At 38.6% G+C, this 25103-nt stretch carries 36 protein-coding genes; 14 read left to right on the forward strand and 22 right to left on the reverse strand.

Going from position 1 to position 25103, the window contains the following annotated elements:
• Window positions 1-38: 38 nt before the first annotated feature.
• From EPL02_RS11110 to EPL02_RS11130, 5 genes are all read right to left on the reverse strand, one after another.
• Entirely contained in the window at window positions 39-476 is a 438-nt protein-coding gene (locus EPL02_RS11110) for an SMI1/KNR4 family protein (RefSeq protein WP_131887731.1), read from the reverse strand.
• A 5-nt stretch (window positions 477-481) separates the two neighbouring features.
• The gene (locus EPL02_RS11115) at window positions 482-2593 is read right to left on the reverse strand and encodes a ribonuclease YeeF family protein (protein ID WP_131887732.1); all 2112 of its coding nucleotides are present in this window, start codon (window positions 2591-2593) and stop codon (window positions 482-484) included.
• An 18-nt stretch (window positions 2594-2611) separates the two neighbouring features.
• Window positions 2612-2872: a DUF5344 family protein gene (locus EPL02_RS11120; protein WP_094910186.1), complete on the reverse strand. Its 261-nt coding sequence runs from the start codon at window positions 2870-2872 to the stop codon at window positions 2612-2614.
• Window positions 2872-3297 carry a YwqH-like family protein gene (locus EPL02_RS11125; RefSeq protein ID WP_131887733.1) on the reverse strand — a complete coding sequence of 142 codons (426 nt, stop codon included), beginning with the start codon at window positions 3295-3297 and terminating at the stop codon, window positions 2872-2874. The genes EPL02_RS11120 and EPL02_RS11125 overlap by 1 nt, the downstream gene beginning before the upstream one ends.
• 159 nt (window positions 3298-3456) lie before the next feature.
• Window positions 3457-4011, reverse strand: coding sequence for a GNAT family N-acetyltransferase (locus tag EPL02_RS11130; protein ID WP_131887734.1), 555 nt, complete (start codon window positions 4009-4011; stop codon window positions 3457-3459).
• A gap of 136 nt (window positions 4012-4147) precedes the next feature.
• Here EPL02_RS11130 and EPL02_RS11135 point away from each other — a divergent pair, with 136 nt between their 5' ends.
• A complete protein-coding gene (locus EPL02_RS11135; protein WP_094910189.1) occupies window positions 4148-4588 on the forward strand; it encodes a PH domain-containing protein in 441 nt (146 codons plus the stop codon).
• Here the strand turns inward: EPL02_RS11135 and EPL02_RS11140 are convergent.
• Window positions 4585-5016 (reverse strand): GNAT family N-acetyltransferase, encoded by a 432-nt coding sequence (locus tag EPL02_RS11140; protein WP_062686879.1) that lies wholly within the window; start codon window positions 5014-5016, stop codon window positions 4585-4587. The two genes, EPL02_RS11135 and EPL02_RS11140, sit on opposite strands and share 4 nt — an antisense overlap.
• A 107-nt stretch (window positions 5017-5123) precedes the next feature.
• On the opposite strand from EPL02_RS11140, the gene EPL02_RS11145 reads away from it, so the two are divergent.
• Together EPL02_RS11145 and EPL02_RS11150 are read left to right on the forward strand one after the other, a co-directional pair.
• Window positions 5124-5981, forward strand: coding sequence for an aminoglycoside 6-adenylyltransferase (locus EPL02_RS11145; RefSeq protein WP_157803607.1), 858 nt, complete (start codon window positions 5124-5126; stop codon window positions 5979-5981).
• An 87-nt stretch (window positions 5982-6068) separates the two neighbouring features.
• Window positions 6069-6449: a hypothetical protein gene (locus tag EPL02_RS11150; protein ID WP_025907991.1), complete on the forward strand. Its 381-nt coding sequence runs from the start codon at window positions 6069-6071 to the stop codon at window positions 6447-6449.
• Window positions 6450-6499: 50 nt separating this feature from the next.
• Here the strand turns inward: EPL02_RS11150 and EPL02_RS11155 are convergent, their stop codons facing one another.
• Both EPL02_RS11155 and EPL02_RS11160 read right to left on the reverse strand, forming a co-directional pair.
• Window positions 6500-7006 (reverse strand): GNAT family N-acetyltransferase, encoded by a 507-nt coding sequence (locus tag EPL02_RS11155; protein WP_131887735.1) that lies wholly within the window; start codon window positions 7004-7006, stop codon window positions 6500-6502.
• A 17-nt stretch (window positions 7007-7023) separates the two neighbouring features.
• Window positions 7024-7908 (reverse strand): alpha/beta fold hydrolase, encoded by an 885-nt coding sequence (locus EPL02_RS11160; RefSeq protein ID WP_131887736.1) that lies wholly within the window; start codon window positions 7906-7908, stop codon window positions 7024-7026.
• 224 nt (window positions 7909-8132) lie between these two features.
• Between EPL02_RS11160 and EPL02_RS11165 the strand changes: the two genes are divergently transcribed.
• Window positions 8133-8552, forward strand: coding sequence for a hypothetical protein (locus tag EPL02_RS11165; RefSeq protein WP_094910192.1), 420 nt, complete (start codon window positions 8133-8135; stop codon window positions 8550-8552).
• A 107-nt stretch (window positions 8553-8659) separates the two neighbouring features.
• Window positions 8660-9502, forward strand: coding sequence for an aldo/keto reductase (locus tag EPL02_RS11170; RefSeq protein WP_131887737.1), 843 nt, complete (start codon window positions 8660-8662; stop codon window positions 9500-9502).
• Between the two features lie 37 nt (window positions 9503-9539).
• Here EPL02_RS11170 and EPL02_RS11175 read toward each other — a convergent pair whose 3' ends face one another.
• The 4 genes from EPL02_RS11175 to EPL02_RS11190 are packed head-to-tail and all read right to left on the reverse strand — an operon-like array spanning window position 9540 to window position 11454.
• The gene (locus tag EPL02_RS11175) at window positions 9540-10088 is read right to left on the reverse strand and encodes a histidine phosphatase family protein (protein WP_131887738.1); all 549 of its coding nucleotides are present in this window, start codon (window positions 10086-10088) and stop codon (window positions 9540-9542) included.
• Between the two features lie 52 nt (window positions 10089-10140).
• Window positions 10141-10521, reverse strand: a complete 381-nt coding sequence (locus tag EPL02_RS11180; protein ID WP_094910194.1) for a DUF5412 domain-containing protein — start codon at window positions 10519-10521, stop codon at window positions 10141-10143.
• Between the two features lie 15 nt (window positions 10522-10536).
• Window positions 10537-10956 carry an NUDIX hydrolase gene (locus tag EPL02_RS11185; protein ID WP_025907998.1) on the reverse strand — a complete coding sequence of 140 codons (420 nt, stop codon included), beginning with the start codon at window positions 10954-10956 and terminating at the stop codon, window positions 10537-10539.
• Window positions 10957-10977: 21 nt separating this feature from the next.
• Window positions 10978-11454: a GNAT family N-acetyltransferase gene (locus EPL02_RS11190; protein ID WP_131887739.1), complete on the reverse strand. Its 477-nt coding sequence runs from the start codon at window positions 11452-11454 to the stop codon at window positions 10978-10980.
• 179 nt (window positions 11455-11633) lie between these two features.
• On the opposite strand from EPL02_RS11190, the gene EPL02_RS11195 reads away from it, so the two are divergent.
• From EPL02_RS11195 to EPL02_RS11205, 3 genes are read left to right on the forward strand one after another with little or no spacing between them, the layout of a single operon-like run.
• Window positions 11634-12377: a VOC family protein gene (locus EPL02_RS11195; protein WP_131887740.1), complete on the forward strand. Its 744-nt coding sequence runs from the start codon at window positions 11634-11636 to the stop codon at window positions 12375-12377.
• A 48-nt stretch (window positions 12378-12425) separates the two neighbouring features.
• The gene (locus EPL02_RS11200) at window positions 12426-13187 is read left to right on the forward strand and encodes a GNAT family N-acetyltransferase (RefSeq protein WP_131887741.1); all 762 of its coding nucleotides are present in this window, start codon (window positions 12426-12428) and stop codon (window positions 13185-13187) included.
• Window positions 13188-13196: 9 nt separating this feature from the next.
• A complete protein-coding gene (locus EPL02_RS11205; RefSeq protein ID WP_094910198.1) occupies window positions 13197-13643 on the forward strand; it encodes an ASCH domain-containing protein in 447 nt (148 codons plus the stop codon).
• A gap of 326 nt (window positions 13644-13969) precedes the next feature.
• Here the strand turns inward: EPL02_RS11205 and EPL02_RS11210 are convergent, their stop codons facing one another.
• From EPL02_RS11210 to EPL02_RS11225, 4 genes are all read right to left on the reverse strand, one after another.
• On the reverse strand, window positions 13970-14347 hold the full coding sequence (locus EPL02_RS11210; protein ID WP_094910199.1) for a hypothetical protein: 378 nt from the start codon (window positions 14345-14347) through the stop codon (window positions 13970-13972).
• Between the two features lie 229 nt (window positions 14348-14576).
• Complete coding sequence (locus tag EPL02_RS11215) at window positions 14577-15032, reverse strand: GNAT family N-acetyltransferase (RefSeq protein WP_094910200.1); 456 nt, start codon at window positions 15030-15032, stop codon at window positions 14577-14579.
• Between the two features lie 22 nt (window positions 15033-15054).
• Complete coding sequence (locus EPL02_RS11220; protein ID WP_131887742.1) at window positions 15055-15834, reverse strand: Cof-type HAD-IIB family hydrolase; 780 nt, start codon at window positions 15832-15834, stop codon at window positions 15055-15057.
• 109 nt (window positions 15835-15943) lie between these two features.
• A complete protein-coding gene (locus tag EPL02_RS11225) occupies window positions 15944-16528 on the reverse strand; it encodes an NAD(P)H-dependent oxidoreductase (RefSeq protein WP_094910202.1) in 585 nt (194 codons plus the stop codon).
• Between the two features lie 145 nt (window positions 16529-16673).
• Here EPL02_RS11225 and EPL02_RS11230 point away from each other — a divergent pair, with 145 nt between their 5' ends.
• Window positions 16674-16982: a winged helix-turn-helix transcriptional regulator gene (locus tag EPL02_RS11230; protein WP_131887743.1), complete on the forward strand. Its 309-nt coding sequence runs from the start codon at window positions 16674-16676 to the stop codon at window positions 16980-16982.
• Between the two features lie 181 nt (window positions 16983-17163).
• A complete protein-coding gene (locus EPL02_RS11235) occupies window positions 17164-17394 on the forward strand; it encodes a hypothetical protein (protein ID WP_247600339.1) in 231 nt (76 codons plus the stop codon).
• A gap of 31 nt (window positions 17395-17425) precedes the next feature.
• Here EPL02_RS11235 and EPL02_RS11240 read toward each other — a convergent pair whose 3' ends face one another.
• Window positions 17426-17872: a PH domain-containing protein gene (locus tag EPL02_RS11240; RefSeq protein ID WP_131887745.1), complete on the reverse strand. Its 447-nt coding sequence runs from the start codon at window positions 17870-17872 to the stop codon at window positions 17426-17428.
• A 207-nt stretch (window positions 17873-18079) separates the two neighbouring features.
• Here EPL02_RS11240 and EPL02_RS11245 point away from each other — a divergent pair, with 207 nt between their 5' ends.
• The 4 genes from EPL02_RS11245 to EPL02_RS11260 are packed head-to-tail and all read left to right on the forward strand — an operon-like array spanning window position 18080 to window position 20787.
• Window positions 18080-18814, forward strand: a complete 735-nt coding sequence (locus EPL02_RS11245) for an IclR family transcriptional regulator (RefSeq protein WP_131887746.1) — start codon at window positions 18080-18082, stop codon at window positions 18812-18814.
• A gap of 22 nt (window positions 18815-18836) precedes the next feature.
• A complete protein-coding gene (locus EPL02_RS11250) occupies window positions 18837-20015 on the forward strand; it encodes an MFS transporter (protein WP_131887747.1) in 1179 nt (392 codons plus the stop codon).
• 14 nt (window positions 20016-20029) lie between these two features.
• On the forward strand, window positions 20030-20497 hold the full coding sequence (locus EPL02_RS11255; RefSeq protein WP_131887748.1) for a heme-degrading domain-containing protein: 468 nt from the start codon (window positions 20030-20032) through the stop codon (window positions 20495-20497).
• Window positions 20497-20787, forward strand: coding sequence for an antibiotic biosynthesis monooxygenase family protein (locus EPL02_RS11260; RefSeq protein ID WP_131887749.1), 291 nt, complete (start codon window positions 20497-20499; stop codon window positions 20785-20787). Before EPL02_RS11255 ends, EPL02_RS11260 begins: the two co-directional genes overlap by 1 nt.
• A 43-nt stretch (window positions 20788-20830) precedes the next feature.
• Here the strand turns inward: EPL02_RS11260 and EPL02_RS11265 are convergent, their stop codons facing one another.
• From EPL02_RS11265 to EPL02_RS11285, 5 genes are all read right to left on the reverse strand, one after another.
• Window positions 20831-21817 carry an aromatic ring-hydroxylating oxygenase subunit alpha gene (locus tag EPL02_RS11265; protein ID WP_131887750.1) on the reverse strand — a complete coding sequence of 329 codons (987 nt, stop codon included), beginning with the start codon at window positions 21815-21817 and terminating at the stop codon, window positions 20831-20833.
• Window positions 21818-21896: 79 nt separating this feature from the next.
• Window positions 21897-22526 (reverse strand): TetR/AcrR family transcriptional regulator, encoded by a 630-nt coding sequence (locus tag EPL02_RS11270; protein WP_131887751.1) that lies wholly within the window; start codon window positions 22524-22526, stop codon window positions 21897-21899.
• A 181-nt stretch (window positions 22527-22707) separates the two neighbouring features.
• Window positions 22708-23409: a DUF554 domain-containing protein gene (locus EPL02_RS11275; protein ID WP_131887752.1), complete on the reverse strand. Its 702-nt coding sequence runs from the start codon at window positions 23407-23409 to the stop codon at window positions 22708-22710.
• Window positions 23410-23487: 78 nt separating this feature from the next.
• A complete protein-coding gene (locus tag EPL02_RS11280; RefSeq protein WP_350019387.1) occupies window positions 23488-24474 on the reverse strand; it encodes a quinone oxidoreductase family protein in 987 nt (328 codons plus the stop codon).
• A 19-nt stretch (window positions 24475-24493) separates the two neighbouring features.
• Window positions 24494-24919 carry a hypothetical protein gene (locus tag EPL02_RS11285; protein WP_131887753.1) on the reverse strand — a complete coding sequence of 142 codons (426 nt, stop codon included), beginning with the start codon at window positions 24917-24919 and terminating at the stop codon, window positions 24494-24496.
• Window positions 24920-25103 lie beyond the last annotated feature (184 nt).

Below are 25103 nucleotides of genomic sequence, written 5' to 3' on the forward strand. Positions count from 1 at the left end.
CGCTTACTTCTATATTTTATTGCTGAGAGCCCGAAGTATTAATTAGCCATATCCATAAAGTACTCTGGATCCTCATTAACCTTTCTTATGAATTCCCCCAATGAACCAGCAATTTGGGTTTCAAGAAAATATACAGGAGTTTGTTGAGGAGTATTTAAATCAAGAGTTAAATATACACCCTCGTTTACTTCATAAAATACTAATTTATCATCCTCCTCATATATTCCTTCTAAATCTGGATCAAACTCGTAAATACCTTCTCTCAAAGTAATATCAGCTATAGTATCTGGATCCATAATTCTATTTATTGTGTTCCCATCCCTTCCTTTGATAAAACCATACCCAACTTCTAAGTAAAAATCTCTAAGTTCATTAGGTAACTCAAACCCAAGTCTTTCTTCCGCATCTAATAGTTCATTTTCTTGTAGTCTAATAAATTTATGTTTCTCATTTTTCACAAAATCAAATGTAGCCATTAAAACTACCTCCTTGGAAATAACTTATTTGATGGCGCACCCTTACCATGAATCCCCGCCTGATGTTCATCAGGGAATTTAGCAGGATGTATATTCCACCATTCGTGAGGACCGCCAAAATTATTTTCTATAATATGATGAGCATCATATGGTTGACCTATATCTCTTGCTAATCTACCTTTTTTATCATAAATCTCCTCAGTATATCTTGGCCAAGTTTGTCTCGTGTTTTCTTCCCATTCTTTAATCAATTTATTTTTCACACTATTGAATGTATTCCTGTGTTTTAAAGTTTCTAATGGTGTCATTTTTTCATATTTATTTTCTCTTAAAGTATCCTTTAATTTTTCTATTTGTGATTTATGAAGTTTCAACCCAGTTTTTGACTCAACATCTCTAATATACTCTTTAGCTAAATCGTAATCAATTTTTACCGTACCCTTAGAAACATCCTGAACACTCTCAACATTCCGAACCAGCTCAACCTCTTTACCCTTCTTCTCCACTCCAACAGGTTTCTCCACACGCTCCACATTCGGATTAGCCACAAATCTCCCTGTCCCTGGGTCTTGGTACCGCTTGACTTTTGGGTTGTAAATGGGCGTAATCATCTGCATCGCTTGCTGCTTCACGTTCTGCAAGGTTTCCCTTACCGTCTGCTGGGCAAGCGCTGGACCGGCTGGCGCTAGTTCAGGCATGAACCTTGGCATGGTGCTGTCTAAAATACTCGTATACGTTTTATGTAATGACTGTGTCCACGATGCGGGCGCGGTTTTGACGCTATGGTACGCTTGTTTGGTGACGTTGGCAACCGCACTTGTGCGAAGCGTATTGCGCATTTGCGTGAGCTTTTCGGTTCCTTTTGTCACCACGGCTTGACCCATATTGGCTGCGTAGCGCGTCGATAGGGCACCTGCGCCTGCAATGCCGAGCGATTGGAACAGGCTGTTTTGGCGCTGCTCTTCGGAGATCGCATTGCCGAACATGTCTTTTCCCGTTGTGAATTCGTACATGCCGTTTGCGGCGACTAGGCCGTAGAGACCTTTTTCTGCTTGTTCAAGCGCTTTAAACGATTTGGACGTTTTGTACGCATCAAGCGCATGATCAGCAGCGTTGACACCTTTGGCGGTAACATAGATGGCTTTTCCGCCTTTAGCTGCGCGACCTGCCCAGCCGACAACGGGAATGAATCCAGCCGCTGCCATTGCCCCTGCCGCTACGCGTTCCGATGTTGAAAGCTCACGTCCCGTAACGGGATCTACGCCTTCGGCTGCTCGTTTATAATCATAATATCCTGTTACCTCTCCTGTAAAGGTTGAAACCGTATCCCACGTTTTTTCATACCACTTTTTATTAGCTTCTTCAACCGCTTGGCGCTCCGCTTCTTTTTTCAGCTCGTGAACATTTTTCATTTCTTCATGATACGTCACGTAGTTCGTTGCGTACTCGCTTGCTTCTTTTTGAACTTTATACAACTCACTTGCATGATACGCTTTTTGATCAAATAAAACTGGATACGCCTGTCCGCCTTGCGTCGTAGCTCCGTGTAAGCTGTTGGTTGCAGCTTGTGTCAGCAAATAATTTGATTCCATTTGCCTATAACCTTCTAACCACTCTGCATCCAATTTTTCAACTGCTTCAACCGTTTCATCCCGCTTTTTTTCTGCTTTATCGATTGAATCGTTAAAATCTTCGGCAGAAAACGCAGACAGTGACACTAAGTCGTCCACTTTATGCAAAATCGTTTGAAGATCTTCTCGCTGCTGAGCAACGAGTTCTTTCGCTTGGCTTACGGACTGTTTAAGATCATGCTCTAAAAACGATAGGTCAACTACTGTGTTTCCTGCTAGGTTCGCGTCTTCTGCTTTTACGTACAGCGCTGAGAAATATGACTTGGTCATTTGGACTAAATCAATCCAACACTTTGCGTTATCAACTTGGTATTCATAGAACTTCTTAATGTTGTCGGCACCTTTTCCTTGAAGGCTATCATCCAGCTTAGACACGGCAGCTAGCGCTTTGTGCAGGGTCTGCAGCTGGTCTTCAAGATTTTTATACGCTTTTTCTCGTTCTTTGGAAAAGGTTGAAATGCCCTTTGCATCGTATATTTTCCCCATTTGATTCACCCTTTTTCATTATGAACGCACAATGGCTTCGTCTTGTTCTTTTAATAATTTCACGTTAGCTTTGGTGTCCTGTACGCTTTTTTCTAAGGCTGTGATGTACGTTTTTAAAAGCTTTCCCAGCTCTTCTTCCTGTGACTTCCACTCATTTGTGGTTGAAAGATTGTTATCCCCGACATCGGAGTTTCCTGGGAGCGATAATTTTTGAATGGCTGTTTCGACGTCTTCAAGCTTTTGCATGACGTCTTCATAGTTGAGCTTGATTGATGTCATTATAGCTTTCTCCTAATCTCACTAATTTTATTCTCTAAATCTGCGACTGCATCTTCCCCTTTATTTAAAAGAGATTCCGCTTCGTTTACAAGGTAGCTAACACCGCTATAAAAGCCTTTTTGAGCCTCGTACCACGTGATTTTATGGTTAATCGCATTTATATAGTCGTCATAATCGTTCGTGATAATATCGTTGATTTCGTTGTATGCTTGCTTTCTGTTATCATCAAAGTCTGTGGATATATCACCTTTCCAGTGATCTCCTAAGTCTGGTTCCTTTACTTCTTTTATTTCTACTAATGACCGTGTCTTTTCGTTTTCAATCTCTGTTTTTGCGGTTTTTAAACGCTGAATTTTCTCTTCAGCATCCGCAACGTTTCCTGAGATTGTGCTTGAAAAATTTTGAAGCATTTGTTCAAATCCCATGAGGTTCACCTCTTTACCACTTTTTCCAATATTTATAGTTTAAAAGTTGCTCTTGATTAGAGAAATAGGAAATTTTTCTCTTTTTTCCACAGTAAGACAACGGTCCCTTAAATCCGCCAAAATAATAGGTATAAAGAATCACAAATGAAAAGCCGCTCTTTAGTCAGCTCTTCTTTCTTTCCATTCCCTTTTTAGTAAGCTATACATATACAAATCATCAAATTTTCCGCACGTGTGCTCATATTCTCTCAGCAATCCTTCTTGATGAAATCCAAGCTTTTCAACAAGCTTCTGCGATGATATGTTTTCTGGTTCAATTAGGGCTTGGATGCGATGTAGCTTCCAGTTTGAAAATCCATACTCGATGACTGCTTTCATAGCTTCAGCTGCAATGCCTTGCCTCCAGTATTCCTGATGAAGCTCGTATCCAACTGACGCTCTTTCATGACTAGATTCATAATCTAAAAAACCACAGCTTCCAATTATGACGCCTTCTTCTTTTAATGTAATGCCCCATCTCATCCCGGTACCTTCATTGACTATATTTCTGTACCAGCTGAGCTCGTTTTTCACATCATCAATCGTTTGAAAAGGCTCTAACCCCATATGCTTCATTACTACAGGGTCAGATAAATACCTTAGCATATGAACGGCATCACTTTCTTTTGACTCACGGAGAGTGAGCCGCTTCGTATCCAATGTAGGTATGTTCATGTGTTTCTTCCTTTCTTAGCTAATATACTAAATCTAATTTTTTCACTTCACATTAGTAAAAAGCGAAACCAAATCCTTACATTAAGCGTATAAACTAGCACTAAGTCGTTTTCAAAAAATGAACGGAGGTGCTTTCTTGAAATTCCGATCTCATATCGACCGCTTTTTTGGTATGTTAATAACCACTTCTTTAGCAACCCTTGGCGTAGTATTTTTTCTTCCTCTTTTTTTAGACAGTGAAACAATTCTGCTTGATATTATTATTTCTATTGCATTATTTTTAGCTTGTGGAGGCGTCATGCTATGGTCTAGTTTTTTTGCGACGTATGAACTTCACTCTGATTATCTTATTGTTAAAGGGGGGGTATTTAAGATTCGTATTCCATATGAAGAAATCACAAAGATAGCCCCAACTCGTAATATTTTTACGGGATATAAAGTTCTCGCTTCAAAGGATGCTATTGAAATCTTTTATACATCTTCTCTTTTAGGAAGCGTAAAAATCTCACCGGCTAAGCGTGATCTTTTTCTTTCAGAGTTGAAAGCACGCTGCAACAGTAGCTCCTTTAAGTTTTAACGTATCTCTTTTATAAACCCAGTGCTTTTCGGCTGGTAGCCCATTTTTTGATAAAAAAGATGCGCAGCCAGCCGCTCATCTCGGTTGCCGCTATTTAATCCAATTGCCATGCAGCCTTGACTCTTCGCCCACCTTTCTGCTTCTTTGATCAACATTTTCCCGACGGCTTTTCTTCTAAATTTCTCATGAACAACAAATGCAACAATACGAGTATAAGAGCCATCGTATTCATAAAAATAGCTTTTACATAAGCCAGCCATTCCCGCTACTTCACCATCTATCTCTGCGATGAGCGTATGATAATCTGACGAAGCTTGAATAGCGGATAGCCTCACTTGCAGATCTTCAAAATTCGTTGGATAACCAAGCTGTTCCATAAGCGGAATTAGCTCTTTAACATCATGGTCTTGTAGAGATCGCACCTTCATCTTTGCACTCCCTTTTACACTATGAAATAATAAAACCAAACCCTAATAATTCCATTTTATCAAAAAAGCGGATGGGAAATAAACGTTTTTAAGAAAGGAGAATGAACGTGCGCAGTAAAGAAGAAGTAATGAATCTTATTTTGAGCTATGCGAAAAACGATGGCCGCGTACGCGCAGTTGGGATGTGTGGTTCACGTGTCAATCCCAAGGCACCTCGTGACCATTTTCAAGATTACGATATTGTTTTTATTGTATCTGAGATGGAAAGCTTCTTAAGTGACCCGACATGGGTTGACTATTTCGGAGAACGTTTTTTGACCCAAATGCCGGAACAAACAACGTTATTTCCGCCTTCATTAGGAGGAAAGTTCAGCTATCTCATGCTGTTTCAAGACTATACGCGAATTGATTTAACTCTTTGTCCGCTTTCACTTAAAGAAGACTGGAACCGTGGTGATGAAGGTATTTCAACCATATTGCTAGATAAAGATGATTTATTTAGGGCACCACAACTTCTAAGCGATAAACAGTATCATCTTCAAATGCCAACCGAAGCTAACTTTCTAGACTGTTGCAACGAATTTTGGTGGGTTTGCACGTACGTTGTCAAAGGCCTTTGCCGCAATGAATTTTTATATGCGGTAGACCATCTTACTTTTCACACACGAACAGAACTTCTTCGCATGATGTCCTGGCGCATCGGCACCGAGCGTGGCTTTACGTTTAGTTTAGGAAAAAACAATAAGTACCTGCCAAACTATCTCGAAAAGCATGAGTTTCTTGAGCTTCAAAGCACCTATGACGTATCGACCAATGAAAAGATTTGGCATGCACTCCAAGCTAGTCAAACGATGTTTATTCGCGAGTCTACGAAAGTGGCAAAAGCGCTTGATTTTCAAATCAATGAGCAGGAAGTAGCTAATAGCCTTACCTATACGCGTGAACATAAGAGAGTGTATGCGTGATGAGAACACAGGTAAACATTATTCAATGGTTTTTATAGAAAATAATTACTAAAATGGTATAATAAAGAAAAAAGGTGGCGGTGCTTTTTGGTGAAATATATAAAGTGGCCAGATTTACTATTTATGCTAATTCTAACTATTATTTTAGTTTTTGATTATTTTCCTAACCCAATGTTTACAAAAATCCTACCACAAGCTGCTTTTGTTTTATTCGTTAGCGTGATTGGGTTATTGTTTATACTTAGTATCATAATTAGAATCCGCTCGGAAGAAAAAATAGCTGAAGGCTTAATAGGACAACTTATTCTTACTGTCTACATTGTTGTAGTGATGACAATATTGTCGCTTTTAGGCGGTGAGTCTACTTCTGGTGTCTCTTTTAGCAACTGGATTTTCTGGGGCGTTCTCTCTCTTTCTCTGTTTGAAATTTATTCAAGATGGAAGAAAGTCAAACAAAAAGAAGCATAGGTATCGGACTTATGCTTCTTTCCTTTTATCATGCTCATCATTCTTTTCTATTACACTAGCTTATAATAAAACACGGTGGCATCCAGATTGCCGTTGGCTGACAATGCATAGTTGGGGATTACCCCTGCTTTTGTGTACCCCATTGCTTGGTATAATTCGTTTGATGGATCACCTTCTCTTGTATCTAATACAAGCAGTGAAATGCCATGCTTTTTCGCTTGGGCTTCAACTTCCTCCATTAATAAGCGGCCAATTCCTTTTCTTCGAAAACCAGGGTGCGTCATTAACTTTCCAACTTCAGCTCGGTGCTTTCCGTTTTCTTTTCTTTCTAAATATAGCTGAACGGTGCCCACTACTTTGCCTTCACTAGCTGCGATAAGCAGGACGGTATCATTTTGATCGACTCCACTCCAGTACATGTTTGCTTGGTCGTTAGACAAAGGAGGCAAAAAGCCAATTGATGCCCCTCCTTCCACGCACGTCACTAAAAGCTCTGACAGATTTGATATATAGTCGGCTACGTTGTCTACTACTTGTAAATCAATCGTTTTAGTCATTCATTTTCTCTCCCAAATTATAAAGTAACATGCCCATTCACAAGGTCATGCTTTTTCATAAACGCTTCAACTTGATTATGAATATCTTCTGCATCTTTTCCAATCCACAGCAAATGTCCCCAATTATCAAGGAGGCAAAGCGTTGACGTTGGAATTGATTTTTTTGCGTGATGTGCATGCTCCAGGGAGACAGCTTGGTCGTTAAGGCTGTGCAGAATCAGAGTTGGGCTTTGGACCGTCGTCAGCAAATGATTAAACCCCTTGGACGTATGCTGAAGATCTAAGATAAATCCTTCTCCTGAACGATAGCGATTATTCATACGCTGAAATGCTTCTAGATCAGAATCTTTCATCTCCTTCATAACCTCTTCTACAGAAAGTTTACTAAAAGACGGCACAAACTGTTTAAACATAAACTGTACGTAGCGGTTTGACAAACGAGCAACGAGCTTCCACGTCCACTTTTCAGTAAGTGGATGAAATGCCAGTTTCGCTAGCTTATAGTTGAGACTTCTTTTAGACAGCCACTCTTTTGTAATGGCACTTTGTAGAATTAAGCTATTTGTACGGTCTGGATACATTGACGCAAAGCTAATCCCGCTTGGTCCCCCTGCTGAAACTGCAATGATATGTACTTTTTTAATATGTAACTGATCTAACATCTTCCCGTAGCGGCGAGAAGCTAGTTCAAGCGTGTCGCCGAGTTCTTTTGAAGTAGCTCCGTATCCTGGCCTTGACGGTGTGATAATTGAAAAGCCGCTTTTCACAAGACGTTCATACCCTAACTCTTCACGGCAGTTCGAGTGCCCTCCGTGAAACAGCAAGATTGGAGTTCCTGTTCCAACAACTGAATACTCAAGCAGGTGCCCATCGACTTCCATATGATAAATGATTCGTTCCAACTGCTTCACCTCCATTTTCTATTCTTTACAAGATAGCCAAGAATACTAATCAATATTCGTTTATTCTTCTATTTCTCCTTTTCTGATCATCAGAAGATTGTTAAAATACCCCTATACTTCCAGATATCATTTTACACTGAAATGGTCAAATAAGTTAAACTAGAAAAAAGAAAGAAAAAATTACAATATACTGGTATATTGCTAGAAAAGGTAGGTAATGCAGCGTGTCTCACTTTGAAACAAAACTTCAGTTAAAAGCAAATCCTCCACATACATCTTTTCAACTTTTCGACTACATAACTACCCGCTCTCACTTATTTGCGATTGCTTTACACCAAGAACTTGGCTATCCTATAGAGCTTATGTGGAATCAGGAATTTAGATTTAAAGATGAAAGCGCACCAAGAGTTGTGCTTATTCATGCATACTGCGTGTTACCGAATCATCAATGGTTGGATGCAAGAGGCTACGTGACGCACAAACGAATTGTACAAGAAAAGCCACATCAGCACGCTTACTACGAACGTGTGTCTAGTAAGCAAATTGAAGAATTAACGAATCTTGGTCGACTTTGTAAAGAAGAAATGCTTGAGATTGACAGTTTAAGAAATTTTATTAAAGAGCATGTACACGTCTACTCATAAGCTATATAGGCACTTTGAAGTACCTATATCACTTTAAAGTGCGTACTTTTTATTTTATCACTCCTCCCGTATTATAAGTCGTGTATTTACTATTGGAGGTTGATAATATGATTACTCATTTACAAGATACAGTAACACTAAATAACGGCGTAAAGATGCCCGGGTTTGGTTTAGGCGTATTTAAAGTGGAAGAAGGACCTGAGTTAGTTGAAGCGGTAAAAGCTGCGATTAAAAATGGCTACCGCAGCATTGATACAGCAGCCATCTACGAAAATGAAGAAGGCGTTGGTGAAGGAATCCGACAAGGTTTAAAAGAAACTGGTCTTTCACGCGAAGAGCTATTCGTAACGTCAAAAGTATGGAATAGTGATTTAGGGTATGAAGAAACTCTTAAAGCCTACGAAACTAGTCTTCAAAAGCTGGGATTAGACTATTTAGATCTTTACCTTATTCATTGGCCCGTTGAAGGAAAATATAAGGACGCATGGCGTGCACTAGAAACGCTTTATAAAAAAGACAAAGTAAAAGCAATTGGCGTGAGCAACTTCCAAATTCATCATTTAGAAGACTTGCTACAAAATGCTGAAGTGAAGCCGGTTATCAATCAAGTCGAATATCATCCGCGCTTAACGCAAAAAGAGCTTCGTGCTTATTGTGAACAGCAAAATATTCAGCTAGAAGCTTGGTCTCCGCTTATGCAGGGCGAACTGCTTGATAACGATGTGCTGTCTGCGATTGCTGCTAAGCACAATAAATCTACAGCTCAAGTAATCTTGCGCTGGGATGTTCAAAACGGTGTTATTACGATTCCAAAATCAACAAAAGAGCACCGCATTATCCAAAATGCTGATATTTTTGATTTCGAACTAACGTCTGACGAAATGCAAGAAATTGATGCACTAAACCAAAATCATCGAGTTGGTCCAGATCCAGACAACTTTGACTTTTAAGTAAACAAAGAGGATAGACAAATTGTCTATCCTCTTTTCATTCCCTCTGACTCCAAATCCTCTTCATAACTCCTTTTGCAGGAAACAAATCTATTCGATATAAATCTGGATTCGATAAATTAGACCATTCTTGAAATCCAAAACTAGCATCAAAGTGTCGTAACAGCAAGCTCATTAGATTACCGTGCGTAACCAATAATGAGATTTCATTTAGATTATCCACCTCTTCGTATACAACAGCTAGCACACGCTGAGTTGCTTCTTTTGATGACTCTCCACCTTTGAATTGGAGATTTTCATCATGAAATGTTTGCTTTAATAGCTCTAGCCAATTGTCTACAGGATGTCCCGTTAAAACACGTTCAGCTAATCGCTCATCTTGCCTAATTGAAACTCCAACCTCTGCTGAAAAAGGGGCAATCGTATGAATCGTTCTTATGTACGGACTTGATATAATAGTTGAAATCTCCAAGGGCTTTAAGTACTCTACTAACGATAGGGCATCTCTTTTTCCTTCTCTCGTTAAAGGGGCATCATGTTCTTGTCCTTCAGCTTTACAGTGCCGGAGTAAATAGATTGTTTTCATTTTCTCCTCCTGAAAAACTATTAATCTCACATAAATTCACAGTGTTCGTTTATTACTCGCGCCTAAAATCATAAATGTCATTTGGAACGTGCAGGGAGTGACCGTTAATCTCGACCATATCTTCACTTTGCCAATGAATATCTGCACTGCTTTCTTTATAGTTCCAGTAAATGTTTTTTTCTTTCCTTCCTTTGTTAAAAACAAGCTCCCCTCGAACAGCATAGCCGGTAGTGGCTCCTCCGTCCGAGAGGTATGCTTTTAACGTATAGGTACCATCGGGTGATGTTGATTCGGTAAGATACTCTCCTTCAGGAAGACGGCTCATATCAAAGAATGTTCGATATATGCCGTATCCAAAAAGACTAATGCAACCACAGCACCCGATTAATACCCACTTCGCAAGCTTCTCTTTTGTTTTAATGACCTTTAACAACTTCCATCCTCCGCTTTAGTTCACTTTTAAAACTCCATCTTCAATGTATCTCAGTAAAATTTTTCGCTCTTCTTCAAACAGCATAAATAAATCATCCATTTTTGCTACAGGCTTCCATGCTACATCAACAATGAGGTTATCAGGATCTTGGAGCTTCTTTTCTCCACCTACTAACTGAACAGCAAAATATTTAATATGCACATCAACACCGTATGTGACCGTATCGTATTCATGGACTTGACCTAGGATTTCAACCTCGTATCCCGTCTCTTCCAAAACTTCACGAACGCAGCATTCTTCAAACGTTTCACCGCCTTCTAGCCCACCTGACGGAACAGACCATAGCTCTGGGTGATTTGGCTTCTCTTGCGCCACCATTAATAATTCGTTATTTTCATTGATGCAAATCGCTGCTGCGCCTTTCCAGTTTGACATGCAAAATCCTCCTCCATTCAGTTATAGCTTCTTCATTAACAACAGTTCATCTCGAATTGGAATTTCATCATAACCAACCAAAGGAATGCTTGGCTTTTGTTTTCTTGCTTCTTGAACTGCGTTTGGAAATAGGTAAGCTAAATGATAACCACGTCTTTGATAAAACCGAAGAGCCTTTACGTTATCATTTGTTGTAATGAGCGTTACCTTCGTGCAACCTAGGGATTTTGCTTTCTCTTCTACTGCTTTCATGAGGGCCGTGCCGTATCCGCTGTTTTCCTGCAAGCTATCTAACGAGATTATTTCACACTCTTTTTCTCGTATTTCATAGGTGACTAATCCAATGATGTTATGATGCTCATCATATAAGATAAACCCACACAGAGAGGAACAGTCATACGCACCAACAGAAGTAACCATTTTTGTACTTCCCCAATGCTTTTCTAAGAATCGACTGACTTCTTCTCTGTCTTCCATAACAACGCGGCGAATTTCCATTTTTCAACACCCCTATTCCCATTTTATACTATTGTTCTATTTTTTTACATCCCAAAAGTAAATAAATAACATCTATATTTATTCTTTCTACGACTAAAGATGTATTCCTTTTCATTCGTTGTACCGTCGCTGTTTTAACTGCATTCATCGTAAACTGACGATAAAAGGAGTGAATGAAGATGATTACCCACTATGCCAATCTCGAACTACGTACCTTATCCATTCAAGGTGTGAAGCAATTTTATGAAAAAGCACTACATTTAGAAATTACAAATGAAACAACTGACTTTATTCAATTCAGACTAACTCCATATAGCACGCTTAGTTTCAAAGAATCCTACGAACCAATTAAGCCAGCACACTTTGCCATTCAAGTGTCCTATCAGTCGTTTACTAATGCTGTTACACTTTTAAAAGAATCTGGGGTGTTTTTGTTAGCTCAAAACGAAGAAAATCCTATTGATGAACATAATGGTCGAAAAAACGTATATTTCCGCGATTGTGACGGTCATTTACTCGAGCTAATTGCGCATGACTATATTCATGAAAATAAGTTAAAGGGGTATGGTAAGCTGAATGCGTTATATATAAGAGAAATAGGCTTTCCAGTAAAAGACGTTGGAAAGTTTCGAAGCTGGCTAAAAGAAAATTTCAACATGAAAACAGTCGAAGATAATGACTACTTTAACTTTGTGATTGGTGGAACAGCCTATACGGTAGTTGTCTCAGAAAAGCGGCCATGGATTCCTATCGCCATGAAAGCTCTACCTCCTAACATAAAAGTAACGCTCGGTACGCCTTTTACATTAACAGATTCAAATCAATGCTTTGTATGGCATGATTATCAGCTCTCTCTGGTGCACACACCTGAGTTTCAGCACAGCATTCTGCAGGATTTACGGTTGCCACCTGTTTGCTATTAAGTGTATAATTGTAAAAATATAGAAGTTTCACAGATTAGGAGGCGCAGCATGCATACAAAAACAGATACACTTCGCTTACTCGAACAGCTGGCTCCAAATGCTTGGCCAGCTCATACAAATGAAAAACTTGGTGATTGGACGCTGCGCTACACGTTTGGCTATACAAAGCGCGCCAATAGCGTCCATGCAGTGGGTTCACTGCCTCTTGATCCAAACTGGCTTCAAAAAGTTGAAAATTTTTATGAAAGCAAAAACGCATCATCATGTTTTCATATCTCTCAGCTTTCACCTGCACAGTTAGATGAAACACTGGCGTTAAAAGGCTATCAGAAAATCGATGAATGCTTTACGATGATGGCCGCATGTGAAGATGTGCTCCAAAACGTCAAGCTCGATATTCAGTATGATGCTGATTACTTATCCGAAGCAACTTCAGCTTGGGTTCATGAGTTTCTAACGTTAGAAGACTTTTCAAAAGATCGCTTTGACGCTTATACTCATATCTTTTCCAGCATTCACGCTCCTAAGACGTTTCTGCGCTTATCAGGCACTAATGAAACAATCGGTTTAGGATCCGTGGTAGTTGAACAAGGGTACGGATGCATCAGCAACGTAGTTGTACACGCTAAACATCGCCGAAAAGGCATTGCCAAAGAGCTGGTGAGCGCGCTCGTTCAATGTGCTCAAAGACAAGAAGCTGACTATGTTTACCTGCAGGTTGTAAAAGGTAATCAGCCAGCAGTTGATTTGTATGAAAAGCTTGGTTTTAAAGCAGTGTCTTCTCATCATTATCGTATTCTGAAGAAATAGGTGAAAAAGATGAATGAAATCGATCAATTTTGGCAGGAGTTTTGCCGGAAGAACAATCTTACGAACGTATCGTACAAAGAAGCATTTCAGTTCGGCGCATCTCCTGGCTGGCTTGCTTCCTTAGTTGTTGAAGGTAAAAAAACAGCTACCACATCCGGCTATGTTTTCTATGAACTTGAAAATGAAGAGTTACCGAAAAAAGGAGATTATTCAATTGTTTTAGACGAAAGCAATCAGCCAGTTGCCGTTATTCAAGTTCAATCGGTAGACGTTTTGCCGATGAACGAGGTATCAGAAGAATTCGCATTAGCTGAAGGTGAAGGTGACTATAACTTCTGGTGGCACGCGCACGAAGAATTTTTCACAAACGAGTTAAAGCCTTATGGAAAGACGTTTTCTCCTGATTTAATTGTGGTTTGTGAGCGTTTTGTAAACTTGAGTTTGAAAAGTTATTAACATGTTCAGAGTACGTAAAAAAGCTTTTAAGAACTAAGTTCTTAAAAGCTTTTTTTCTATCATTTCTTCACGAAAAACAACTTTAACATCTTTTCTAAAAACAGCTCATACTTTCTAAACCAACCTTTAGTACTTTCTTTGTTTACATTCATATAAAGCTCGCTTTCTGCAGAAGTTGAGTTTTCTCAGCTCTATACTACTCTTCCTCTAAATTTGTTTTCCAACTTACTAAAAGATCAGAGTTACAAAAAGCACCCACTTCTAATTGTTTGAATAAACCATTGGCTTAAACAATTATTCTCTATACTCTTATGGTTTCGTGAACACTATTCTAGAGGCAGTCTCGGCTTTTCATCCTGATAAATTGAATAAGTTTCTCCATACTTTTCGACATCTGTACACTTCTCATCACTACAGCCAAATAAATATGTACCTTCAGTTGTTTGAACGCTTACATTAAAATAATATGGATACCTGCCACCTTTATTTTTATCCATGCTGCTTTCTATAGCTTTAATATCTTTTGTTTTAGCAATCTCTTGATAGTCTTTACTTTCAATTGTTTTTTGAATCATTTCATTTAGAATGTTCTGTTCCTTTTCATCGGGATCATACATCCTATCAAAAGCATAATGCTTGACCAGCCAGTAAGCGTTCATTCCTAAACTAATAACCAGTAAAATCTTTACTACTTTTTTCTTCATTTTCAATCGTCCTATTCCGTTACCTTTTCTACAACATTTTTCTATCCATCAGGGCTTTCAACTACAATTAATTCGGTATTATTTATGACTACATAGCTATCAATTCATTCGTTACCATTACAGCCTGCTAGTAATATAGCAAAACAGAAGTTGATTAACAGGAGAAATTTTCTCATGCCGGTTCCTCCTATAAGTCAGAATGCATAGGTACGTTTCATTCCCATCTGTATTATTCTAACTCTAAGCTCATCACAACACGTTCTTCATTCAATTCAAACTCGTTTTTTTGAAAAAAAGCAGCTGGCTTTCGGTGACCTTTTTCAGTAGATAAATAGATTTGTGTTACTGCTTGCTGCTTTACCTGTACTTTTAGAAATTCTAATAAGCTTGTCCCAATACCGCTAATTTGAGCATCGGTATCCACACAAATTTCGTTAAGATAAAAATGCTTATTGTTTATCCATTGTTCTTCATTTCCCACGATAAAGCCTAGAAGCGGACCATTTTCTTCTTCAAAATAACCAATTCCTAGATAGCCAGGCGTTAAGCTAATATCCATTAACCGCTTATAAGAGCTTTGAAGCGTCCATGGTTCATTCCAAGGTTCCTCGTTAAATACACGCGCAAACAGCTTAGCTGCAGGCTTTAAATCTTTTATAGTAAGCTTTCGAATTGGTTGGTTCATTGTACACGTCCTCTCTTCTTTCTTATTGTGAAATGAGGTTATAATGTCTAAGGGCAAACTCCACGCCATCTTCATCTGATTTTTTCGTCACAAAATCAGCTATTTCCTTTAAGCGTTGACTACCATTTTCCATCGCAACACCAATACCTACAGTTTCAAGCATATCAATATCATTGTCACCATCCCCAAAAGCCATCGCCTCAGAAGGGTGTATTTTAAAGTACTCTAACACTTTTACAATCGCCTGCGACTTTGATACGTCTGTTTCCAATACGTTTACCACATATGGGTGCCAGCGGCGAAACGTATAGTGAGGAAACCTCATCTTATATTGATCCACCACTTCGTCTGTTCCAAACAGACAAAGTAAATAGATTTCTTCTTCGTAAATGGAAGGATGAGTGTCTGGATAGGTTTGAAGCGACAAGGTTTCGAATAAAGCAGCTAAAACACCCTCTTCCTGTACTCCGTTCATGTGAAAGCCTTTCGTGTAAAAAGATAGAGCATGTTGTTTGGAATCTGAGAATTCTACAAGCTCTTTTACTTTAGCCTTACTCATACTTACTTTATGTATAACTTCATTCTGATAAGTCACGTAACCACCATTTGCAGTAATAAACACATCAATACCTAACTCTTTTAATTCTTCGCACATAGAGAGTGGGCGTCCAGTAGCTGCTACAATAATAATGCCGAGATTTCTTAATAAACTGATGGCACGCTTTGTACTCTCAGGTATTTCGCCGCTCTTGTGATGCGTTAGCGTACCATCAACGTCGAAAAAAATGATTTTGCAGCTCATATTTCCATTTCCTTTCTTTTAGTTCCATTTTAATCCATATACGCATTTAAAAAAAGCAAATAATAGAAAAAGCACCAAAACCCTGTTGGTTCTAGTGCTTAGCTTACAATTATGAGAAGTGACGATCAATCGTCTCATCAATTTGAGTAAAGATTTTTTTGTAGCCTTCCTTATCTAAATAGCCGATACTTCCGAATAATAAATGATCAACAGGCTCAATTCCTGTAAAATCAAAAATCCCTACATCTGACGTGATTTTTAATCCTGCCGTCATGCCTATCTCATCATAAACAGCGCTTGGTGTTCCGTGGGTATTAATGATAAGACCTTTCTTTCCAGCTAGTAGCTTAGTAATACCTTCTTCACCAGTAGCATATGCAAAGCCGTACGCAAAAACACGGTCTACATACCCTTTAATAATAGCCGGAAGGCCTGCCCACCAGATTGGATAGATAAACGTAATAACGTCTGCTTGTGTAATATACTCTTGTTCTACTTTAATATCTTGAGGAGTGTTCCCTGCCTTCATTGCTTCCATATCTTCTTCTGTAAATACAGGTTGAAAGTTCAGCGCATATAAATCTCGAACAACCACCTCATGATTGTTTTTTTCTAAAGCTTTAACCGTCGCTTCCAATAAAGAGTGATTTAAGCTTTCTTGATGTGGATGTGCATAAATAATTAAATGTTTCATGTTTTCTTCCTCCCATGTTTTTTTATATTTAAATTCAAGCGATAATTTCATATTATAGGGATAGAGGAATTCTGAAAAGTAGTCACTTTTTTATGACCTAGTCGTAAAAAAGTGACCTTTAAGAAAAGAAAGAGAGTTGTCTTATATGGCCCAAAGAGAAAATTGCCCCGTAACTCAAACCCACAATATTATCGCCGGAAAGTGGAAAATTATTATTCTGTGGCATTTAAGCACAAAAACCATTCGCTTTAATGAATTTCAGCGGCTGCTTCCTGGCATCTCCAAAGGAACGCTTTCCAATCAGCTTCGCGAGCTTGAAAAGGATGGTATGATTCACAGGGAAGTATACAATGAAGTACCACCTAAAGTAGAATACTCCCTCACTTTTTTAGGCGAAAGTTTTGTACCTATTCTTCACAGCATGGGGGATTGGAGCAAGAAACATTTGCAGTAACCTGCTGAATAGCTTCTGTATAAGAAGTTATTCAACAGGTTACTTTTTTCTTTTATTATCTTCATATAAATTAAAAATCAACAAATGTAAGCGTTATCTTATAAAAATACGTGTCATCAATACACAAACTCATGAATATCTTTATATTAAAATACAATTAGGAGGCCTGATTGATTTGTTGATGTTAGAAACTGCTAAGCAAATCGTAAAACACGTATACCCGTTTGTCTGTGTAAACCGCCACGATATTTTTAAAGGAGACGTTACTTCCTTGCAGCTCTCAAAATATTTAGACCTTCACCCTGCCCACGTACCATACGTTACCACAACAATCATTTATTTACTTGAAGCAGACGGCTATGTGTCAAAACCGCTGGTGGAATACGGAGGTATTCGCAAATGTTTACATTAAAAGAAAAGGCGTACTAAGCTGATTAAGCTTGCTACGCCTTTTGTGATATTTTCATCGTAAGTCCTGATCTTACTTTCAGAAACTGGACAAACACCTCTGGATCACGAGGTGAAATTCGTATTGTTTTACGCTTGCTGTACTTGATTTGAACTTGTTGAATCGAAAGTGCGGGGGCAATGAAAGGCATTTTGACGAAGCGAATACTGTGAATTTCTTTTACATTTATTTTTTTCTTAAAAGGACCATAATAAATGGTTAACGTTTGGTCTGTGAGATAATACCCTGTGCGAAACCAAATCGAAAGTATGAAAGCTGCAAAAAACGCTAAAGCAGCTAGTCGAATGAAATAATGATCTTGAATAAACGGAACCACAAACACACCCCAACCCATCACAAAGATTCCATCTATTAAAACAGCGATACCCACTCCCCAAATTAAGCATGACATCCACCAATCTTTTTTGGATGGAAAGTACATGGCGTGTCCTCTCCCTTCATTTTTTTTGACACTTTGAGAAAACAACTTCCTTATTTTTAGTCCTTCCAAATGAATAAACACCCAAAAATGATGTAGAAAATAAAGTAATGCTCCTTTTTGTTTCAATTATAGAAACTTTAGTTCTTTTTTTGATTTACTCATCAAAACCAATTAGGATAAACAACGTACGAAAGAGAGGTGAGCTTCTTGGAACAGTATGAAGTAGCTACGTTAAAAAAAGGGCTATTAATAATAGACGCTTTACAGCAGAAAGATATGACTTTAACAGATGTCATCCATACTTTTTCATTCAACAAATCAACGGCATTTCGATTGCTTTATACGCTTGAAATAATGGGCTATGTAAAGAAAGTTGGTCATGCATACACCTTAACAGGAAAAGTCGGCATGTCTTCAACTACCTATAGCCCAAAAGAAAATTGGCTATCCGTCCCCCCTTTATATGAATTAAGCAACGAAATTGGTGAAACTGCTTATGTTGGGATTTTATATGGGACAAACGTAGTCACAACGCAAGTCGTTGATGGACGTCACTCGATAAGAACACATTCAGAAGTTGGGGATTACGCTCCCGTTCATTTAAGTGCTCTGGGTAAAGTTATTTTAGCTTTCTTAAATGAAAAGCAGCTGGACAGCGTCTTAAAAGAACTCCCCCTTCTTCAGAAAACCGAGAATACGTTTGCTGACCTTCATTTACTGAAGCAGCATTTAAAAGTAATCAAAGAACAAGGTTACGCTGTTGATGATGAAGAAACTGAAATTGGCTTACGCTGTATAGCAGCACCTGTCATTGTTAAAGACAAAGTCCTTGCAGCTATCGCTATTTCAGGGCCAAGTTGGCGCTTACATCGCAAAATGGATAAAGCATTGAGTAAAAAAGTCATTGAATGTAGTTCCAGGATTTCAGCTTTGCTTTCATAATACAACAAAGAAGGAGTCAAAAATGACACAAAAAGTATACCTCGCACTCATTTCATTAGCTATTAGCGCATTTGCCATTGGTACAACAGAATTTGTAATTGTAGGGTTGCTTCAAACAGTGGCCAATGATTTATCAATTTCATTAACAAAAGCAGGAACGCTCATTTCGGGCTATGCCATTGCAATTGCTGTTGGAACTCCTCTCGTTACAGCTTTAACAGGAAAGCTACCAAAGAAAGGACTTTTACTCATATTGATGGCAATATTTACGGCTGGAAATGCTATTTCTGCCGTTTCCTCAAGCTATGAGCTACTCATGCTTTCACGGGTTGTTACAGCTGTTTCACACGGTGTGTTTTTTGCTATAGCGGCTACGGTTGCCGCTGACATCGTACCTGAAAACAAAAAAGGAACAGCTATTTCTATTATGTTTACAGGTTTAACTGTGGCCACGATTGCTGGTGTTCCTCTAGGAACGTCCATCGGACAACATTTTGGCTGGAGAGCTAGCTTTGCAGCTGTTTCTTTACTCGGTGTCATAGGCTTAATTGCCAACGCTTTAATCATAGACAAAGTAAAGAAACAAAAACATGCACCGACAGTGAAAGATGTTAAAAATCTAATTAAAAATCCTCGAATTTTATTAGCGCTTCTTATGACTGCTTTAGGATTTGGAGGTACTTTTGCTCTTTTCACATATCTTACACCAATCCTTGAACACATTAGCGGCTACTCTTCAAGCTCGATTTCACTGCTGCTTTTAATTTACGGTGTTGCTGTAGCAATTGGAAATATTACTGGTGGTAAATTAGCTAATAATCACCCTGTTAAATCACTACGCATCGTTTTCTTATTACAAGGAATTGTACTGCTGCTGCAAATGATTTTATTGCCAAGCAAACTTCTAAGCATTATATCTATTATTCTCTTAGGATTATTTGCATTTATGATGTCAGCTGGTGTACAAGCCTATATGGTAGCATTAGCTGAAAAGCTTGTGCCTTCCGCAAAAGATATTGCCTCTGCTTTAAATATCTCTGCATTTAATATAGGCATTGCTTCTGGGTCCACACTAGGCGGATTCGCAGTTGATTACTTAACTTATTTAGATACTGCTTGGATTGGAGCCATTATGGTCGCTCTTGCGTTTTTACTATCTATTCTTAACTATCGATTGGATAAAAAACAAAATTTATTTTAGAGGAGATTTACACCATGAAACTTGAACAATTAGAAGAACTAGAAAATGAACTACAATTTCAATCATTTACAAATGAAGATGCGCTTCAGTTAGGAATGACGCTTGTTCAGTATGCAAAAGAACATAAGAAAGGAATTGCCGTTCATATTGAACGAAACCGCGTTCCTCTTTTTACCCACTTGATGGACGGCACGTCCGAAGAAAACGTATTTTGGCTTCAACGTAAAAAACGCGTAGTAGACCATTACAACAGAAGTTCGCACTATATCTCAGCTCGCTTTGAAGAAAATGGAACAACCCACGACGAAAGCTCACTGCTTTCTCCAGCCGATTACCAAGCAATCGGTGGTTCGTTTCCAATTCGAATTCAAGGGGCGGGCGTAATTGGAAGTGTTACTGTAGCTGGGTTAACGCCACAGTTAGACCATGACTACGTAGTTGAAGGCATTAAACGTTATTTAACCAGCAAGGAGATAATTTAATGGTAACAGAGCAAGCAACCCTTATTATAAAACAAGACCTTGTCTCTGAATTTGTTGTAGCTATCGGTGAAGCTTTCCCTTTGTTAATTAACAACGCTGGTTATTTGTCTCATCAACTTATGCAAAGCATTGAGTTTCCCAATCATTTTTTACTTATTGTACAGTGGGCTACGCTTGAAGATCATGTAAACGGATTTATCGGAAGTTCACAATTCTCCAAATGGGAACAGCGAATTAAGCATTTTTTCAGTGAGGAACCCACTGTTCTTCACTACTACATGATTCAGTAGAAAAAAGGCGTACTATGCTTACTTTAGCTAGTACGCCTTTTTTTCATATTTTCCCGTTCTTTTCAAACTGTTCATCCAAAGCAAATCCTGGCTCCTCAGTGGATAGAAATTGAAACCACCTTTTTCGAAACTGAATTTGTGCCATATCTGCCTGCACGTGTGCTTCCATTTTTAATGCTTCTGGTATTGGTCGAGGATGCTGACTTTCTACAACGTCTTGATCTTCTTTTAGCACCTTTAAATTGTAGTAACGCATAAAAAAGTCAATAAATGGAGCTCTTTTCAAAAAACTTCTACCGCCGTACCCCAAAATCAACGTCTCTTCTTCATCTAAGGGTGTAAATGTTAAATACTGAAAGAAGCTTTGCTTTTCTTTATCCTTGGATTTCAATATCCATTGATGAGGAAACATGTACTCTAAATACGCTCCTCCCCCAGAAAAAGAAAAGAAATCGAGGTTTCCTTCCACTTTGTAGTCCGGCACTACGCTCGGCATATTTTTCCCAATCGTTTTCTTATGAACATACGTCAAGTGAGCGATATCTAAAATGGACTCCACTGTTCGTGTGAAATGTGCTTTCCACAAGGATTGAAAAGGAACAAGCTTATAGCCGTCTTGATTGATTTCTTCAAAAATAGTAAGCTCTTTTACCTCTTTTTCTGTCTTTGTATGATCAGGAAAAATCCATACAAGTCCTGCTTTTTCCTGAACAGGATATGAGCGTGCATGAGCGAATTTCGGCACGGTTTGATCTGGTTGAGATGGAATACAAGCACATGTTCCATCTCCTTCAAACTGCCAGCCATGATACGGACACGTCAGCTTTCCATTTACAACAGAACCAAGAGATAAATCAGCTCCCCTGTGTGGGCAATAAGGGTGAACAGCCGAGATATGACCTTTTTCATTTCGGAATAATACTACGTCTTTTCCAACAATTTTTCTCTTAACAGGCTTTTCCGATACATCGCTTGAGTAACAAATTGCGTACCATTCATAAGGAAAAACTCGATCAATATTCTGTTTCATCTTTATTCTCCTCCTTTGAAGTTACACTTACTTATCAAATGATAAGTAAAGGGTAAAGAAGAAAGCATGAACGATTTATTCACGCTTTCTTGTTATCTCTGAAAGTAGTTGAAATGCCAAACATTATAAATTCCGAAAGAAACTGTGCTTTTTCTTTTACTTCTGCTTCGCTCTCTAGTTTCTCCATCTCGGACTGACTAACCAAGCTCATTAATAAATAAGCATATTGTTTTACTGATGTATTGGCCGGCACATGAACACTTCCTTCATCAGAAGCTGTTTGTAGTAAAGCAGAGATAGGAGCCAAACAAGCCTCTTCCCACCACTGTCGAAGTACTTTTTGATTCTCATCAGCTATTTCATGTTTTATATCATGAAAGAGTTGGTTTAAATTATACGGATACGTTTTTAATAAATAATAAATTATATGCTCTAAGCATTCATGCAAATCTCTTTTGCTGTTAATAATACTTAATAAGCTCTGCTTCATTTGTTCTAAATTAATCCTCAGCATTTCTAAATAAATAGCTTGCTTATTTGAAAAATGATGATAAAGAGCGGGCTGTGTAATCTTACACACCTCTGCAATTTTGCGTGTTGATACAGCACGATACCCATACTCCATAAATAGTGAACGCGCAGTTTCCATAATGAGCTTGCGCGTCTTTTCGCCATCTTCTTTTTTTAAAGTCTTTGGCTGTTTTGACATATCATTCACCCTTATATATATTCGAGCTTATCAACTGATAAGTTACTATATTTTTTTATTCTTGTCGATTTTGAATGTGCTTAATTTATTTTATCCTTTTCAATGTGCCGATGCAAAAGCAAGCTATATACGCTGTAATTTATATACTCAAAAAAAAGTAGACCTTCTGTTAAAAGGTCTACTACATCCAAGCATACATTCCCGTCACTAACAAAATGACAACAACAATTGCAGGCAGCAAATTCGCCACCTTGACTTTGGTAATGCCAATTAAATTTAAGCCAATTGCTAGAATCATAATACCACCGGTTGCCGTCATTTCGATAATAAGCTGATCCATCAGTGCATCTGGAACTATTCGATCAATCTGTGCAGCAAAAACAGCTATTAATCCCTGATATAAAACAACAGCTATGGCTGAGAAAATAACGCCAATCCCAAGCGTTGTACTTAGTAACAGAGAGATAAATCCGTCCATCACGGCTTTTGTATACAATACGTCATGATTGCCGCGAATGCCACTATCAAGAGCACCGATAATGGCCATTGCTCCAACAACGAAGATTAATGTTGCTGTTACAAAGCCTTCAGCAACACTGCCTTGACCACTTCCGACCTTGCTTTCGATCCATGAGCCAATTGACGAAAGCTTCTCTTCTAACTTCAATGCTTCACCCGCTACTGTACCGATAACAAGGCTTAAAATTACGAGCAAAAACTGTTCGCTTTTCATACCCATCTGAATTCCCAAAACCGCAATTGCTAATCCGATTGCCTGCATAACGGTAGTTTTCATGCTTTCGGGAATGTTTCGACATAAGCTCCCTAAAAGCGTTCCGACAACAATGCCTAACCCATTTGCAAGCGTTCCTAATAAAACCATCTCTATACCTCTTTCATGCTGTATGTACATTCAACATCATACTACGAATTATTACATTTCGAAATGTTTTTATTATTTTCACAATACTTTAAGAAGAATCTTGCCTTCGTAGTTCCGGCTTTCAACTAAGCGATGAGCGTCGGCTGCGTTTTTTAAATCAAATACCTGTTGAATAGAAAGATTAACTTCTCTTTTAGCAAAAAGGTCAATCACTTTTGCAGCAGCTGGAACTAGCCTCTCTGGAGCATGCTTTCTAGTCGTTCCTAAACTAAAACCTTTTACGCTACGACAACTGCTGTGAACATCACTTGTTTTAAAGCTTCCTGCTTTTCCACTGCTGTTTCCAAACTGAACGAGTGTACCATAAAGTGCTAAACACGCTAAACTTCTTTCCGTAACGTCTCCTGCCATCGAGTCAAAAATGACATCTGCTCCTTGGTCTTTTGTCCGCTTGAGAACTTCTTCAGAAAATGTATCGTACGTAAAAACAGCATCTGCTCCAAGCGATTCAACGTATTCTTTTTTATCTAAGCTTCCCACCGTTCCCATCACGTTCTCAACCCCAGCTTGCTTGGCTAGCTGTACAAGCATGGAACCCACTCCTCCTCCAGCGCTATGAATTACCACTGTATCCGAAGCCTTCACTCGTCCAATTTCATGAATTAGCATATATGATAAAATAGCTACTGTTGGCATTGCTGCTGCCTGTTCAAACGAGAGCTCGTCAGGAATTTTAAAAACAAGGGCTTCGCTTGCAATAGCGTACTGAGCGTATGAACCGCTTTTTGGAAAAGCAATAACTCGATCCCCTGGTGAAAATACTGAACTTTCAGAGGCTTCTTCTACCATACCGGCTGCGTCTAAACCAAGTGTAAAGGGAAACGCTGCTTCCCCCTTGCCACCAACTCGTGTTTTAAGGTCTGCATAGTTTACGCTTGCATATGCGACTTTAATAAGAACTTCTCCTTCTTGTCTGCTCGGTCTTGGGATTTGTTCGCATTTTAAAACGTCTGCACGTCCAAACTCATGTTGAATAACTGCCTGCATCATGACTTCTTTTGACATCTACAATCCCCCCACTTTACTAATTTTCTGCTAGTTTTAAGTTCAATACCTCTTCTTCGTTTTTATAGATAATTTTCATTTTAAATACATCTTCTTTATATGTTCGATCATTAAGCGTACCAACTAAAAAAGACACGGTATTATCTTTATCGTCCAATTTATTCACCATGGCTTTTACATTTCCTGTTACCGTATCACCTTCACCCGTTTGAAGCTCAACCGTTATGTATTTCAATTGTTCTGGCGTTATCTTAATCGATTTTGGCCCTAGTCTTACCCAATTTGTCTTGCGCTCTTGATAAAGCTTGTGGTCATATATGTAATCAGCACTCCACTCTTTTCCTTCATCAGAGAAAACAGCATGTCCTTCCACTGCTGTTTTCCCACCAAAAGAACAGCCTACTATACATATAAAAACAAAAGCTACGAGTAGTACTTTCTTCATTTATAATCCCCTTTATATCATCTTACTTCTCTATTTTTTCATAAGAATAAACCCTTTATAGCCAATAAAGGGTGACTCGCCTAATCGCGTAAAGCAGGCGTAAGTATCAGCTCATTCAAATAATGGAAAATTTACACACCTCATTATAATCAGATTTTTCAATAGTTTCAATAAGATAAAGTGA

It is taken from the genome of Bacillus sp. CBEL-1 (genome assembly GCF_004348885.1).
In the GTDB taxonomy this organism is placed as follows: Bacteria; Bacillota; Bacilli; order Bacillales; family Bacillaceae_H; genus Priestia; species Priestia aryabhattai_A.

Excerpts from the sequence above, each read along its gene's own strand:
- EPL02_RS11225 (WP_094910202.1), bottom strand. The coding sequence starts at position 16,528 with ATGAAACATTTAATTATTTATGCACATCCACATCAAGAAAGCTTAAAT.
- EPL02_RS11195 (WP_131887740.1), top strand. The coding sequence starts at position 11,634 with ATGATTACCCACTATGCCAATCTCGAACTACGTACCTTATCCATTCAA.
- EPL02_RS11210 (WP_094910199.1), bottom strand. The coding sequence starts at position 14,347 with ATGAAGAAAAAAGTAGTAAAGATTTTACTGGTTATTAGTTTAGGAATG.
- EPL02_RS11215 (WP_094910200.1), bottom strand. The coding sequence starts at position 15,032 with ATGAACCAACCAATTCGAAAGCTTACTATAAAAGATTTAAAGCCTGCA.
- EPL02_RS11220 (WP_131887742.1), bottom strand. The coding sequence starts at position 15,834 with ATGAGCTGCAAAATCATTTTTTTCGACGTTGATGGTACGCTAACGCAT.
- EPL02_RS11140 (WP_062686879.1), bottom strand. The coding sequence starts at position 5,016 with ATGAAGGTGCGATCTCTACAAGACCATGATGTTAAAGAGCTAATTCCG.
- EPL02_RS11250 (WP_131887747.1), top strand. The coding sequence starts at position 18,837 with ATGACACAAAAAGTATACCTCGCACTCATTTCATTAGCTATTAGCGCA.
- EPL02_RS11205 (WP_094910198.1), top strand. The coding sequence starts at position 13,197 with ATGAATGAAATCGATCAATTTTGGCAGGAGTTTTGCCGGAAGAACAAT.
- EPL02_RS11240 (WP_131887745.1), bottom strand. The coding sequence starts at position 17,872 with ATGTACTTTCCATCCAAAAAAGATTGGTGGATGTCATGCTTAATTTGG.
- EPL02_RS11115 (WP_131887732.1), bottom strand. The coding sequence starts at position 2,593 with ATGGGGAAAATATACGATGCAAAGGGCATTTCAACCTTTTCCAAAGAA.
- EPL02_RS11125 (WP_131887733.1), bottom strand. The coding sequence starts at position 3,297 with ATGGGATTTGAACAAATGCTTCAAAATTTTTCAAGCACAATCTCAGGA.
- EPL02_RS11130 (WP_131887734.1), bottom strand. The coding sequence starts at position 4,011 with ATGAACATACCTACATTGGATACGAAGCGGCTCACTCTCCGTGAGTCA.
- EPL02_RS11230 (WP_131887743.1), top strand. The coding sequence starts at position 16,674 with ATGGCCCAAAGAGAAAATTGCCCCGTAACTCAAACCCACAATATTATC.
- EPL02_RS11185 (WP_025907998.1), bottom strand. The coding sequence starts at position 10,956 with ATGTCAAACTGGAAAGGCGCAGCAGCGATTTGCATCAATGAAAATAAC.
- EPL02_RS11265 (WP_131887750.1), bottom strand. The coding sequence starts at position 21,817 with ATGAAACAGAATATTGATCGAGTTTTTCCTTATGAATGGTACGCAATT.
- EPL02_RS11255 (WP_131887748.1), top strand. The coding sequence starts at position 20,030 with ATGAAACTTGAACAATTAGAAGAACTAGAAAATGAACTACAATTTCAA.
- EPL02_RS11190 (WP_131887739.1), bottom strand. The coding sequence starts at position 11,454 with ATGGAAATTCGCCGCGTTGTTATGGAAGACAGAGAAGAAGTCAGTCGA.
- EPL02_RS11235 (WP_247600339.1), top strand. The coding sequence starts at position 17,164 with ATGTTAGAAACTGCTAAGCAAATCGTAAAACACGTATACCCGTTTGTC.
- EPL02_RS11110 (WP_131887731.1), bottom strand. The coding sequence starts at position 476 with ATGGCTACATTTGATTTTGTGAAAAATGAGAAACATAAATTTATTAGA.
- EPL02_RS11285 (WP_131887753.1), bottom strand. The coding sequence starts at position 24,919 with ATGAAGAAAGTACTACTCGTAGCTTTTGTTTTTATATGTATAGTAGGC.
- EPL02_RS11275 (WP_131887752.1), bottom strand. The coding sequence starts at position 23,409 with ATGGTTTTATTAGGAACGCTTGCAAATGGGTTAGGCATTGTTGTCGGA.
- EPL02_RS11200 (WP_131887741.1), top strand. The coding sequence starts at position 12,426 with ATGCATACAAAAACAGATACACTTCGCTTACTCGAACAGCTGGCTCCA.
- EPL02_RS11260 (WP_131887749.1), top strand. The coding sequence starts at position 20,497 with ATGGTAACAGAGCAAGCAACCCTTATTATAAAACAAGACCTTGTCTCT.
- EPL02_RS11170 (WP_131887737.1), top strand. The coding sequence starts at position 8,660 with ATGATTACTCATTTACAAGATACAGTAACACTAAATAACGGCGTAAAG.
- EPL02_RS11175 (WP_131887738.1), bottom strand. The coding sequence starts at position 10,088 with ATGAAAACAATCTATTTACTCCGGCACTGTAAAGCTGAAGGACAAGAA.
- EPL02_RS11155 (WP_131887735.1), bottom strand. The coding sequence starts at position 7,006 with ATGACTAAAACGATTGATTTACAAGTAGTAGACAACGTAGCCGACTAT.
- EPL02_RS11270 (WP_131887751.1), bottom strand. The coding sequence starts at position 22,526 with ATGTCAAAACAGCCAAAGACTTTAAAAAAAGAAGATGGCGAAAAGACG.
- EPL02_RS11280 (WP_350019387.1), bottom strand. The coding sequence starts at position 24,474 with ATGTCAAAAGAAGTCATGATGCAGGCAGTTATTCAACATGAGTTTGGA.
- EPL02_RS11120 (WP_094910186.1), bottom strand. The coding sequence starts at position 2,872 with ATGACATCAATCAAGCTCAACTATGAAGACGTCATGCAAAAGCTTGAA.